At 69.9% G+C, this 12448-nt stretch carries 12 protein-coding genes and 2 tRNA genes; 6 read left to right on the top strand and 8 right to left on the bottom strand.

Annotation, left to right across the window (positions count from 1 at the left end; all coding sequences use genetic code 11):
• The first annotated feature begins 43 nt into the window (after positions 1–43).
• Entirely contained in the window at positions 44–805 is a 762-nt protein-coding gene (locus AB0K25_RS01905; protein WP_363817822.1) for an HAD family hydrolase, read from the top strand.
• Positions 806–1042: 237 nt separating this feature from the next.
• On the opposite strand, the gene AB0K25_RS01900 is transcribed toward AB0K25_RS01905, so the two are convergent.
• Positions 1043–1378 carry a DUF952 domain-containing protein gene (locus AB0K25_RS01900; RefSeq protein ID WP_363817819.1) on the bottom strand — a complete coding sequence of 112 codons (336 nt, stop codon included), beginning with the start codon at positions 1376–1378 and terminating at the stop codon, positions 1043–1045.
• A 117-nt stretch (positions 1379–1495) separates the two neighbouring features.
• Here AB0K25_RS01900 and AB0K25_RS01895 point away from each other — a divergent pair, with 117 nt between their 5' ends.
• Genes AB0K25_RS01895 through AB0K25_RS01880 form a run of 4 tightly spaced genes read left to right on the top strand, consistent with a single transcriptional unit; the run spans position 1496 to position 3146 of the window.
• On the top strand, positions 1496–1837 hold the full coding sequence (locus tag AB0K25_RS01895) for a helix-turn-helix domain-containing protein (RefSeq protein WP_219465407.1): 342 nt from the start codon (positions 1496–1498) through the stop codon (positions 1835–1837).
• Positions 1838–2062, top strand: a complete 225-nt coding sequence (locus AB0K25_RS01890) for a hypothetical protein (protein ID WP_219465406.1) — start codon at positions 1838–1840, stop codon at positions 2060–2062. It abuts the gene before it with no gap.
• Positions 2059–2649 (top strand): CDP-alcohol phosphatidyltransferase family protein, encoded by a 591-nt coding sequence (locus AB0K25_RS01885; RefSeq protein ID WP_357532696.1) that lies wholly within the window; start codon positions 2059–2061, stop codon positions 2647–2649. The genes AB0K25_RS01890 and AB0K25_RS01885 overlap by 4 nt, the downstream gene beginning before the upstream one ends.
• Positions 2646–3146 carry a hypothetical protein gene (locus AB0K25_RS01880; RefSeq protein ID WP_357532694.1) on the top strand — a complete coding sequence of 167 codons (501 nt, stop codon included), beginning with the start codon at positions 2646–2648 and terminating at the stop codon, positions 3144–3146. The genes AB0K25_RS01885 and AB0K25_RS01880 overlap by 4 nt, the downstream gene beginning before the upstream one ends.
• Before the next feature lie 224 nt (positions 3147–3370).
• On the opposite strand, the gene AB0K25_RS01875 is transcribed toward AB0K25_RS01880, so the two are convergent.
• From AB0K25_RS01875 to gyrB, 6 genes are all read right to left on the bottom strand, one after another.
• A tRNA-Ala gene (locus tag AB0K25_RS01875) sits at positions 3371–3446 on the bottom strand.
• 42 nt (positions 3447–3488) lie between these two features.
• Positions 3489–3617 (bottom strand): DLW-39 family protein, encoded by a 129-nt coding sequence (locus AB0K25_RS01870; protein WP_218108253.1) that lies wholly within the window; start codon positions 3615–3617, stop codon positions 3489–3491.
• A gap of 49 nt (positions 3618–3666) precedes the next feature.
• Positions 3667–3740 (bottom strand) — tRNA-Ile (locus AB0K25_RS01865).
• A 287-nt stretch (positions 3741–4027) separates the two neighbouring features.
• Positions 4028–4930 carry a DUF3566 domain-containing protein gene (locus tag AB0K25_RS01860; RefSeq protein ID WP_363817814.1) on the bottom strand — a complete coding sequence of 301 codons (903 nt, stop codon included), beginning with the start codon at positions 4928–4930 and terminating at the stop codon, positions 4028–4030.
• A gap of 4 nt (positions 4931–4934) precedes the next feature.
• Positions 4935–8717 (bottom strand): intein-containing DNA gyrase subunit A, encoded by a 3783-nt coding sequence (gene gyrA, locus AB0K25_RS01855; RefSeq protein ID WP_363817811.1) that lies wholly within the window; start codon positions 8715–8717, stop codon positions 4935–4937.
• Positions 8718–8838: 121 nt separating this feature from the next.
• Positions 8839–10785, bottom strand: a complete 1947-nt coding sequence (gene gyrB / locus AB0K25_RS01850) for a DNA topoisomerase (ATP-hydrolyzing) subunit B (protein ID WP_219465402.1) — start codon at positions 10783–10785, stop codon at positions 8839–8841.
• A gap of 529 nt (positions 10786–11314) precedes the next feature.
• Between gyrB and AB0K25_RS01845 the strand changes: the two genes are divergently transcribed.
• Positions 11315–11899, top strand: a complete 585-nt coding sequence (locus tag AB0K25_RS01845) for a hypothetical protein (RefSeq protein WP_219465400.1) — start codon at positions 11315–11317, stop codon at positions 11897–11899.
• A 52-nt stretch (positions 11900–11951) separates the two neighbouring features.
• On the opposite strand, the gene AB0K25_RS01840 is transcribed toward AB0K25_RS01845, so the two are convergent.
• A complete protein-coding gene (locus AB0K25_RS01840; protein WP_208565182.1) occupies positions 11952–12446 on the bottom strand; it encodes a MarR family transcriptional regulator in 495 nt (164 codons plus the stop codon).
• Between the last annotated feature and the right edge of the window lie 2 nt (positions 12447–12448).

Here is a 12448-nt window from a genome sequence, read left to right as displayed (position 1 = left end):
GTCCGTTCCGCGCCTTCGGTCTCGTCGGGGGAGAATTGCGGGCATGCTCCGCTCGCCGCGCGCCCTCCTGCTGGACTTCGGTGGCGTCCTGGCCGACGCGCCTCCGCAGCCACCCGCCCCACCGGGACTTGTCCGGCGGCTGTCCCAGCTCGTCGGTGGCGCGGTGGCGGACCAGCAGATTGCCGCCGACCTGACCGAAGGCGCACGACGCTACTCGGCCTGGCGTGACGGCGCGGGCCGGACAGCCGACCCGGTGGAGCTGTCCCACTCCCGGGTCTGGGCGGAGTTCGTCACCGGCTCGTGGCCCGGACCGGCCCGCGACGCCGTCGACCGTGAGGCGACCCCCCTGTCGTACGCCTGGACGTGGCGGGCGGACTGGGCGGTGCGCCCGGGAATCCCCGAGGCGCTCCGGGCGGCCACCGCGGCGGGCCTTCCGCTGGCCGTGGTGAGCAACACCCTCTGCGGTGCCGCGCACCGGGACTTCCTCGCCGCTGTCGGGCTCGCCGGTTCGTTCGCCGCCCAGTTCTACAGCGACGAGGCTGGCCCCCGGAAGCCCAACCCGCGACTGGCGCTGCTGGCGGCAGACGCCGTCGGGGTGCCGATCGACCGCTGCTGGTTCGTCGGCGACACTCTCGGCCGGGACGTCGAGGGTGCCCGCCGGGCCGGCGCGGGAGCGGCGATCCTGATGCGTTCCCCGCGCACCGACCGGGAACCCCCGCACCCCGCCGTCGTCCCTGACGCCCGGATCGAGGACGGCCACGGTCTGCTCGCGCTGTTGCGTCAGGCCCGGAGCTCCGTCGACTGAGGACGTCCGTCCGCATCGTGGAGGTGCCGGGTGGCCGGGAGCACCACCCGTTCTGGCGGGGTCAGCCGTCGCCATCGACTGGTGTCGCCATCGAACGGTGGCAGGAGCTTCACCACCGGGTCGCCGTCGGTCCACCTCGGCCCGTCGGGCAGTGTTGCGGCGCAGGGTGCAACGGTGGTCGACCGGGTTGGCTGCCGACCCTGCCCGGAGCCACGCTCCGGTGGCCCGATCACCAAGCTAGGCCTGCGGTATCGCGTCGTCCACCGACGACGCCCCCGCCACCTGGTGGACGGTGACCACGGCGTCGATCGGCAGTGCCGCGTAGACGTGCGGGAAGGGCCCACCGTCGGGGGCGTCCTCCCAGCGCACCGCCGCACCGAGCAGCCGGGTGTCGAGAGCGGCGACCACGAGCGTCGGCTCCTGCGCGAAGAACCGCAGCGCGGTCGCGGCCACCTGCTCACGCGAGGAGCAGTGGATGAAACCGCTGCTGTGGTCGAGCGGCGAGCCGTCGAAGCGGCCGGCGGCCTCGAATCCGGCCCACTCGGTGGGCAGCAGGATCTTGTAAATCAGCACAGCTCAGGGTGGCAGACGTCGGAGTGATCCGCAGCCACCGCTCCCGGCAGCCCACCCCGGGGTTGACAGCCCGCCTTGGCTCATGCAAATAATAGTTGGCATGAGCCAAGATGAACTATGGGAAACTTGACCGGCGATCGGCTGGTCGAGATTCTCGCCACGTTGGCCAGTCCGCACCGACTCCGCGTGCTCGCCGCGTTGACCGGCGGCCGCTCCTACGTCTCACAGCTCGCCCGCGACCTGGGCATCAGCCGTGCGCTGCTCCAGGTGCACCTCAAGAAATTGGAGCGGGCCGGCCTGGTCACCGCCCACCTGGAGTTGTCCGATGACGGCAAGGCGCTCAAGTACTACGAGGTCACCCCGTTCTCGCTCCAGCTCACGCCCGACGTGGTGGCGGCTGCCGCCGCGACCCTGAGCAACGCCGGAGACGGCGACTCCCCACCGAAGGGAACCAGTTAGATGGACGCCGCCTCGGTCTTCCTGATCGTCGTCGCCGCCGTACTCATCTCCGTCGTCTGGTATGCGGGCGTCCGCAAGCGGACCGAGGTGTCGAGCGAACTGCAGCGGCAGTACGCCGAGCAGGCCGCCGAAACGTCTCGGCTGCTCGCCGAGATGAGCACGCAACTGGCCGATCTGCACCGCCGGACCGTCGACCTGCAACGCATCCTCAAAGACGCCGAATGACGGCGCTCGGGCTCGCACCGCCGGTCACTCTGGTCAACGTCCCCAACGCCGTCACCGCCGTACGCACGGCCGGCTCCTTCGGGCTCGCGGTGGCGGCGCTGACCCACCGCGACGCCCACCTGCTCGTCGCCGCCTACCTGGTCTACTGGATCGGTGACATCCTCGACGGTGTCGCCGCCCGCACCCTGGGGCAGGAGACCCGCGCCGGCGCAGTCTTCGACATAGTCGCCGACCGGGCCTGCACGTCGGCCTGCGCTGCGGCACTCGTCGTGCTGCGGCCCGACACCGCGCTGCCGATCGCGGTGTTCCTCGTCCAGTTCATGGTCGTCGATCAGCTGCTGAGCCTGATGTTCCTGCGCTGGCCCCTGCTGAGCCCGAACTACTTCGGCTGCGTCGACCGGCGCATCTACCGGTGGAACTGGTCTCCGCCGGCGAAGGCGCTGAACACCGCCGCGGTGGTGCTGCTGGCGATCTTCGCGCCGGCCGCCGTCGCCGTCACCTTCGCCCTCGGCGTCGCCGTGGTGAAGGTCGTCTCGCTGGTGTCCGCCGCCAATCTGCCGGTCAGCCCACCGTCCACCCAGCCATGATCGCCGTTCTGGCGGCTGCGGCCGTCGGGCTGCTGTCGGCGTTCCTGCCGTTCACCCCGGCCGAGCCCTATCTGATGGCGGCGGTGGCCACGACCGGCACGCCGCCCGTGGCGCTCGGCGTCGCCGCCGCAGCCGGTCAGACCACCGGAAAGTTACTGATCTTTCTCGGTACGCGCGGCGCGATCCACTCACCCTGGCTGCGACGCCGACTCACCAGGCACACGCCCGGCACACCGAGACCGCCGGGCCGGTGGGGGACGATGCTCGCGCGCCCGAAGGCGGCCGGCGCACGACTCGTCGAGGTGATGGAGCGTCCCCGCCAGGCCACCGGCATGCTGTTGGTCAGCGCGGTCACCGGGTTTCCGCCGTTACTGGCCACCAGCGTCTACCTGGGACGCACGCCCCTGCGTCCGGTCGCGTTCGCGGCGACGTGCCTGCTGGGCCGCACGATCCGCTTCGTGGCGATCGCGCTGATGCCGCGGCTCGCCGGTTACTGAGCACGCGGACCGGCCCACCACGGTCGTCTCCGCCGTGGACTGGCGGCTCGGCCGCCGGTCGGGCAGCGGTGCACCGGTGACGAAGCGAAAACGTCCGAAGGGCGTGGTCGGCGCCGCCGGAAACCGGGTGGCAGGTTCCAGAACGACTCAAGATCAATCCTGATCTGTGCCCACCAGGTGCCCGTTGATCTTCACGGGACGAGAAGCTCGGTCAAGGGTGGTGCTGGTGGAGCCCAGGGGACTCGAACCCCTAACCCCTGCCTTGCAAAGGCAGTGCTCTGCCAGTTGAGCTAGGGCCCCCGGGCGGGCCGGGCCGCCGGGTGCTGGCCGGAGCCGGGCCGGTCAGCGCAGGTCGGGCGAGGTGGTCGCCTCGTGCCAGAGGGCGCGCTCGTCGTTGGAAGCCTTGACCTTCTTGGCCACCACGGCGGCGACACCGATGATGCCGACCAGGAACAGCAGCTTCTTGAACATGGGGCGACCCCTCGCGCTCGACTCGACTGCTCGCCGGAACTGTGTGCGGTGGGGCTAGCTGGAATCGAACCAGCGACCTCAGAGTTATCAGCTCTGCGCTCTAACCGACTGAGCTATAGCCCCGCGTAGCGACGAGCAAGGTTAACCCATCGCATCGTCCGCTCCCAAATCGGGGTGGCCGACGCTCCCGCGCCTTCCCGACCGTACCGGCCACCCCTGATCGGGGCGAGCCGTTTACCCCGGTCGGGCGATCGGAGCTCCACTCCAACCCCGCCACAGCGGTAGCGGAGCGGCTCCCACACCGCCGCATCCCCAGGAGCGAGGGCGGGGACGGCTGGTGGTGGGCGGGTGGGTGGGAAAGCACGACGCCGGGGTGACCGCGGTAGGCGGCACCCCGGCGTCGGGTCGAATCAGTCGCGTTCGGCGAGCGTCAACTCGATCCCGCCGACCAGGTCGGCACAGACGTTGTAGACGAACGCGCCGAGGGTGGCCAGCGCGGTGAACAGCACCACGTTGACCAGCCCGATCAGGGCGGAGGTGAGGATGACGCCCTTGGCGGTGATCTGGAAGCCACCGTCGGCGCCCTGCCCACCGCTCGCGCTGACCAGGTCGGTCAAGCTGTCGTTGACGCTCTGGAAGACACCCATCGCGTCCAGCGCGAGATAGAGCACCGAGGTCGCCACGACCACCACGATGAACAGGACGACGGAGACCGCGAAGGCGAACTTCATCACGGACCACGGGTCGATCCGCTTGAGGTTCAGCCGGGCGCGGCGCGGCCCCCGGGAGGCAGCGGAACTGACCGAGGTACGCGCGGCGCGTACCGCGTCACCCACCCGGGCGGCACCGACGGCGGCCGGGCCACCGAGGCCCGGAGGCAGCCCACCACCGTTGGCCGGCCGGGCGTTACCCGCGCCCGCGCCGGTACGCCCGGTGTCCGGGGACGGCCGGAACCCGCCGCCGATCTTCGGCTGGGTGCCGGTCGTGGACGGGGAGGCGGCAGCCCCCAGTGAGATCGGCTGTGTCGTGTTGCTCGACCTGGCCGCAGTGGCCACCGGCTGGGTGGCGGAGGAGGGCGCGTCGGTGCCCGTCGGCTGGGGCTTCTCGGTCGTCCCCGAGTCCTCACCGGGCTTGTCCGGCGGCGGTGCCATGCCGGGTGCCCGGGTGAACTTCGGGGCAGGCGCGTCGGCGGGGACGGTCGCCCGGCCCACGGCGGCGCGGCCGGCGGGGGTTGTGCCGCTCTTGGCGGCCTCCTCGTCGACCGGGGTGGCCGAGGTCCCCTTGTTCCCCGACTTCGCCTGTGTCTCCGTCATTCAACTAGTCCTGTTCGTCAGGCTCGTCGGCATTGCGAGCAATCGCCACGATAGTCACGCCGTCCGGGAGGTCCATCAGCTTGACCCCCATTGTGTTCCGGTCACGGGTACGGCGTACAGGCTTCACCGGAGTCCGGATGACGCCGCCGTTGCTGGTGATCGCGAACAGCTCGTCGTCCGGGTCGATCACGACCGCGCCGACCAGACCACCGCGGCGCTCGGTGATCTTCGCAGTCAACACGCCCTTACCTCCCCGACCCTGGACGGGGTATTCCTCGATGGGGGTACGTTTCGCGTATCCCCCGTTCGTGGCCACCAGGACGTCCAGGCCCTCCCGGACGACCTCCATGGCCAGTAGGACGTCGTCGTCGGTGAAGCGCATGCCGATCACACCCGAGGTGGCCCGGCCCATCGGGCGCAACGCCTCGTCGGAGGCGTTGAACCGGATCGCCTGAGCCTTCTTGGAAACGAGCAGCAGGTCCTGCTCCGGCGCCGCGAGGACGGCACCGACCAGCTCGTCCTCATCGCGCAGGTTGATCGCGATGACGCCGCCGGACCGGTTGGAGTCGAACTCCTCGAGTCGGGTCTTCTTCACCAGGCCGTTTCTCGTGGCCAGTACCAGGTAGGGGGCTACCTGGTAGTTCGGGATTTCGATGATCTGCGCGATCTGCTCGTCCGGCTGGAAGGCGAGCAGGTTGGCCACGTGCTGGCCCTTGGCCACCCTACTGGCCTCGGGCAACTCGTACGCCTTGGCCCGGTACACGCGGCCCTTGTTGGTGAAGAACAGAATCCAGTCGTGTGTGGAGCATACGAAGAAGTGGCTGACGATGTCGTCCTGCCGCAGCGTCGCGCCGCTCACGCCCTTGCCGCCGCGGCGCTGGGAGCGGTAGAGGTCGACCTTGGTGCGCTTGGCGTACCCGGTGCGGGTGATGGTGACCACCACGTCCTCGCGGGCGATGAGGTCCTCCATCGAGACCTCGCCGTCGAACGGGATGATCTTCGTGCGCCGCTCGTCGCCCCACTTCGCGACGATCTCGCTCAGCTCCTCGGAGACGATCTTCCGCTGTCGCTCCGGCTTGGCGAGGATGTCCTTGAGGTCGGCGATCTCGATTTCCAGCTTGGCCAGGTCGTCCAGGATCCGCTGCCGCTCCAGGGCGGCCAGCCGGCGCAGCTGCATGTCCAGGATCGCGGTCGCCTGGATCTCGTCGATCTCCAGCAGCCGGATCAGGCCCTGCCGGGCGTCGTCGACGGTGGGCGAACGCCGGATCAGGGCGATCACCTCGTCCAGCGCGTCCAGCGCCTTGGACAGACCGCGCAGGATGTGCGCCCGCTCCTCGGCCTTGCGCAACCGGAACGCGGTCCGCCGCCGGATCACCTCGATCTGGTGCTCGACGTAGTAGCGGAGGAACTGGGCCAGGTTGAGCGTGCGCGGCACCCCGTCGACCAGCGCCAGCATGTTGGCGCCGAAGGTCTCCTGGAGTTGGGTGTGCTTGTAGAGGTTGTTCAGCACCACCTTGGCGACCGCGTCGCGCTTGAGCACCAGCACGATCCGCATGCCGGTACGCCCGGAGGACTCGTCCCGGATGTCGGCGATGCCGGCGAGCTTGCCCTCCTTGATCAGCTCGGCGATCCGCTCCGCCAGGTTGTCCGGGTTGACCTGGTAGGGCAGCTCGCTGACGACCAGCGCCGGCCGACCCCGCTTGTCCTCCTCGACCTCCACCACCGCGCGCATCCGGATGGACCCGCGACCGGTCCGGTACGCGTCCTGGATGGCGGACTGACCGACGATCAGCCCGTGGGTCGGGAAGTCCGGGCCCTTGACGATCTCCAGCAGTGCTTCGAGGGTGGTCGCCTCGTCGGCCTCCGGGTGCTCCAGGCACCACTGCACCGCCGCGCCGATCTCGCGCAGGTTGTGCGGCGGGATCTTGGTGGCCATCCCGACCGCGATGCCCTCGGAGCCGTTGACCAGCAGGTTGGGGATCCGCGACGGCAGGATGGTGGGCTCCTTGGCCCGGCCGTCGTAGTTGTCCTGCAGGTCGACGGTGTCCTCGTCGATGTCCCGCAGCATCTCCATCGCCAACGGGTCGAGCTTGCATTCGGTGTTGTGGCTGACGAAGCCGTCGGAGACGAAGGAGTGGTCCTCGGTGTCCACCCGGACGCTGTAGACCGGCTGCACACCCGCATCGGCGACCTCGGCCACCTCGGCGTAGTAGAACCGCCCGTCGACCAACGGCTCGACCACGTCGAGCACCTCGGTGTTGGTGATCCGGGCGGCGATCTCGTCGCGGTCCCGCTCCCAACGCTCGATCCGGTCGACGTTGTGCCGACGCAGCCAGTCCCGCTCGGTCCAGCGCCGCGCGCCGTGCTCGCGGATGAAGTCACCGACCAGCGGCACGTGGTCGCTGGAGAGCGCCGTGCTGCTCGCCGGCACCGAGGCCAGCTCGGACTCCAGCTTGGCCTGCTTGCGGCCGAGGAAGCCGACGTGGGCGGCGAAGATCCGGGCGTCGCGCCGGTTGGTCACCACGACCTTGATCTCGCCGTTGTCGTACCGGGTCTGCCGGCTGATCACGCCGAACTCCAGCAGCAACTGCTGCACCTCGCGGGCCAACCGATCGCTGCGGGTCGAGTACGAGACCTGGATGGTGTTGCGCGGCAGCAGCGAGGACGACCCGTCGCCCTCGAAGAGCGCCTGGAGGAACGCCCGCTTGATCGCGGCCGGCCCCTGCCAGACGAACTCGGGTACGAACTTCGCGGCGCTTCGCGCACCGACCAGCTCGCCGAGGACACTGGCGCGCAACGCCGAGAGGTTCTGGACGTCCAGCTCGTGCAGGGTGCTGCCCGAGGCGATCACCCGCTCGCTGACGTACCGGGGGCCACCGACGGCCAGGTCGTAGGCGGCGACAACGCGAAGGAAGTAGTCCCGGTCCACGTTGTTGAAGCCCGCGCGGGCCGCCGAGACCCAGCCCTCCGACACGAACGCACCGGCGAGTACGGCCGCCTCGACGTGCTCCAGCATCGGGTAGCCGATCTCGTCCGGCACCGTCCGCTGGAGCACCACCCGGTCACCCGGGGAGATCTCGACGAGCAGCTTCCACAGCAGGGTCGGCACCCCGGCCACGTCCACCAGGCAGAGCACCGGGTGGTTGTGGGTGCCGGTCAGCTCGTACCCCTCGCGGGTGCGCAGCCGTAGCGTCGGGTGCTCGCCGGAGTGGAAGAACTTCGACGCCCGGACCTGGTCGCCGTTGCGGTCGCGGACCTTGAGGTCGACATCGGTCTCGCTGCTCGGCGCGGCGCCCGGCACGATGTCGCCGATCCGGACGGTACCGTCGGCGGTGCGAATCCGGACATCTGCGGTTACGCAGTACCTCATGGCCGCAGCCGGATCGTTTCCAGGCGAACCGAAGTTGCCGTTGCCGTCGACCAGCGGATAGCGCAGCGACCAGGGCTGGGCCATCCGGACCAGCGCGTCATAGATGGCCGAGTCGCCGTGCGGGTGGAACTGCCCCATCACGTCGCCGACGACCCGGGAGCACTTCACGTAGCCCCGGTCCGGCCGGTAACCCGAGTCGTACATGGCGTAGAGGATCTTGCGGTGGACCGGCTTGAGCCCGTCCCGGACGTCCGGCAGTGCCCGCCCGACGATCACGCTCATCGCGTAGTCGAGGTACGAGCGCTGCATCTCGACCTCGAGCCCGACCGGCTCGATCCGGTCGTGCTGGACGACCGCCGCGAGTGGTGTCTCGGGGGTCTCCGGCTCGTTCGGGGTGGACTCGGGAGTATCGGTCACTGTTAACCCTTATCAGACTCAGAGTCGTGTTCGTGCTGTGGATAACGCTGTGGAAACCGGCCAGGCTGTGGATAACCCGGTGGACGGCGGCCGACCGGTGCGGCACCGGTCGGCCGGCCCGTCAGATGTCGAGGAACCGCACGTCCTTGGCGTTGCGCTGGATGAACGAGCGGCGGGCCTCGACGTCCTCACCCATCAGCACGCTGAACAGCTCGTCGGCGGTGGCGGCGTCGTCGAGGGTGACCTGACGCAGGGTCCGGGTGGCCGGGTTCATCGTGGTCTCCCACAGCTCGGGATAGTTCATCTCGCCGAGACCCTTGAACCGCTGGATGTCGTCCGGCTTGGCGTTGGGCTTCTTCTGCTGGCGCAGCGCGATCAGCCCGTCACGTTCCCGGTCGGAGTACGCGTACTGGGCGTCGTCGCCCTTCTTGTTCCACTTGATCTTGTAGAGCGGCGGGGCGGCCAGGTAGACGTGACCCAGCTCGACCAGCGGACGCATGAAGCGGAACAGCAGGGTGAGCAGGAGGGTCTGGATGTGCTGGCCGTCGACGTCGGCGTCGGCCATCAGCACCACCTTGTGGTACCGCAGCTTCTCCATGTCGAAGTCGTCGTGGATGCCGGTGCCCAGCGCGGTGATCAGCGCCTGGACCTCGTTGTTCTTGAGCACCCGGTCGATCCGGGCCTTCTCCACGTTGAGGATCTTGCCGCGGATCGGCAGGATCGCCTGGGTACGCGGGTCGCGCCCCTGCTTGGCCGAGCCGCCGGCCGAGTCGCCCTCGACGATGAACACCTCGGACTCGCGCGGGTCGGTGGACTGGCAGTCGGCCAGCTTGCCCGGCATCGAGCCCGACTCCAGCAGCGACTTGCGCCGGGCCAGCTTGCGCGCCTGCTGGGCGGCGATCCGGGCCCGGGCCGCCTGGGACGCCTTCTGGATGATCGTCTTGGCCTCCGCCGGGTTCCGGTCGAACCAGTCGACCAGCCGGTCGTTGCAGACCCGCTGCACGAAGCTCTTGACCGGGGTGTTGCCCAGCTTGGTCTTGGTCTGGCCCTCGAACTGCGGGTTGGCCAGCTTGACCGAGATGATCGCGGCAAGGCCCTCGCGGATGTCCTCGCCGGAGAGCTTCTCGTCGCCCTTGAGCAGCTTCTTGTCCGCGCCGTAGCGGTTGACCACGCTGGTCAGCGCGGCCCGGAAGCCCTCCTCGTGGGTGCCACCCTCGTGCGTGTTGATCGTGTTGGCGAAGGTGTAGACCGACTCGCCGTACGACTCGTTCCACTGCATGGCGATCTCGACCGACATGCCTTCTTCTTCGGCGGCGAACTCGACCACCGTCTTGTGCATCGGGTTCTTGGAGGCGTTGAGGTGCCGGACGAAGTCCGCGATGCCGCCCTCGTAGTAGAAGGTGACCTCGCGGGGCTTGCCCTCCTCGCCCTCGGCGACCCGCTCGTCGAGCAGGTGGATGGAGAGGGCCCGGTTGAGGAAGGCCATCTCCTGGAGCCGGCGGTAGATGGTCTGGAAGTCGAAGTCGGTCGTCTCGAAGACGTCCGGGTCCGGCCAGAAGGAGACCGCCGAGCCGGTGCGGTCGGTGGTCTCGCCCTTCTCCAGCGCGTCGGGCTTGGAGTTGTGGTATTTCTGCCGCCAGACGAAGCCGGACTTGTGGATCTCGACGGCCATCCGGGTGGAGAGGGCGTTCACCACGGAGACGCCGACGCCGTGCAGACCGCCGGAGACCGCGTACGCCTTGCCGTCGAACTTGCCGCCCGCGTGCAGCACGGTCAGCGCGACCTCGACACCCGGCTTCTTGAGCTTGGGGTGCAGGTCGACCGGGAAGCCACGGCCGTTGTCGGTGACCCGGACCCCGCCGTCGGCGAGCAGCACCACGTCGATGGTGTCGCAGTGACCGGCGAGCGCCTCGTCGACCGCGTTGTCCACGACCTCCCACACCAGGTGGTGCAGGCCACGCTCGCCGGTGGACCCGATGTACATGCCGGGCCGCTTGCGGACCGCCTCCAGCCCTTCGAGGACGGTGATCGACTCTGCGCCGTACTCCTGCTTGTCCTGCGCTGCCACCCTCGGCCACTTTCTCGCACCGCCCACGCCGGGGCGCGGGTGCGCGGGTTCGGCGGACAGGACACGACGTCGGCGCACACGGGCGGCGGCCCCGCAGGGCGGTCGCGGATCGTGCGCGCCGGTCGCCGCGGTTGCCCGCGGATCGCGATCGGCCAGACCCGACCCGGGACGTTGATCAAGGGCCGGTGAGGGCCCCTGTCCGTCGCACCGCGTCAGGTCGTCGTCTCACCGTCAATCTTACTGTGCGCACACGACAGAACCGCCACTCGGCACCCCTGGAAGGCGGCTGAGACCCTCGTAGCCGGCCGAATCTCGCTGTCCGCGACTCCCCCTACACGCCCCGGCCCCACCTCCGTGGCCGCCGCCACGGAATCGGCCGCCCTGCCGGGCGGGCGGGGGGTCGCGTCCGACGGTGGCCGTACCGTAGCTTTGCGGCGCGCGGCAAAGTTGCCCGTCTTGATCTTTTCCACCCGCAACCGGGACGATGGACCCGATCGACCCGACCCGTGCTCTCGAAAGGTGACACCAGATGGGGCTGGACAATGTCGCGGTGCACTGGCCGCGGACCGGCCGCTTCTACGACCCGGTCGCGCCGGCCGAGTTCGTCGACTTCGGCGAGGTCGTGGACATCCCCCGGATCTCCGCGCCGACCGCCGCGCTCGCCGAGCACATCGCCAAGACCGGCACGGTCCGGGCCACCGCCTACACCGAGCTGGTCGACCTGATCCTCGGGCTGGAGAATGTGCTCTACGCCACCGACGCCGCCGCCGAGGACGAGGACCCGGTGATCGATCCGGACGGTTGCTCCTGGATCGCCGGCGGGGTGGAGAAGTTCGTCGTCCAGCACCGGCCGCACGGCGAGACGGTGACCTTCGAGTCGGTCAGCGACGTGCTCCGCGCGCTGCTCGGTGACGGGCGTCTCGCCGAGCAGCAGCTGCGCTGGCTGGGCAGCCGGCTCGACCGGCTGCGCGACGAGAACGGTGACCCGCCGCAGTGGGACTTCACCTGTGCCGAGCTGGGCGTCCTGGCCGCCTTCTACCGGCGCTGCGCCGACCGGGGCTTCGCGGTCTACGCCGACGCCGAGCCCGGTCGCCGGCCCGGCCCGCAGCCCTGACCGCACCCGCACGGTGGCGGCTGACCCCGGCTGGCCGGGCGGTGCGCGGCGGCTAGCTGTCCGGCGTCGCCGGCCCGGCAGGTGGCGGCCCGGCCGTCACCGCGCCGTTGGCGGCGGCGATCACCCGGGTCAGCGCGCCGTGCAGGTCGCGTAGTTCGGCCAGCGGCAACCCGAGCCGGGCGACGACGGCCGGGGGGATCTGCTCGGCACGGGCCCGCAGCGCCCGCCCGCTCCCGGTGAGCGAGACCGCGAGGCTGCGTTCGTCGGCGGGGTCCCGCTCACGGCGGAGGTAGCCGGCCGCCTCCAGGCGCTTGAGCAGTGGCGACAGGGTGCCGGGGTCGAGCTGGAGCAGCCGGCTCAGCTCGCGTACCGACAGCGGCGCGTGCTGCCAGAGCGCCAGCATGACCAGATATTGCGGGTGGGTCAGCCCCATCGGTTCCAGGAGCGGCCGGTAGACCGCGACGACGCCGCGCGCGGCGACGGAGAGCGCGAAGCAGACCTGCTCCTCCAACGCCAGCGGATCCCCGTCGGGTGGGCCGTCCACCACGT

The organism is Micromonospora sp. NPDC049257, from assembly GCF_040678915.1.
GTDB classification, from domain to species: Bacteria; Actinomycetota; Actinomycetes; order Mycobacteriales; family Micromonosporaceae; genus Micromonospora; species Micromonospora antibiotica.
Note: the sequence above shows the minus strand (reverse complement) of the source record. Positions and strands in the feature narration are given on the sequence as shown.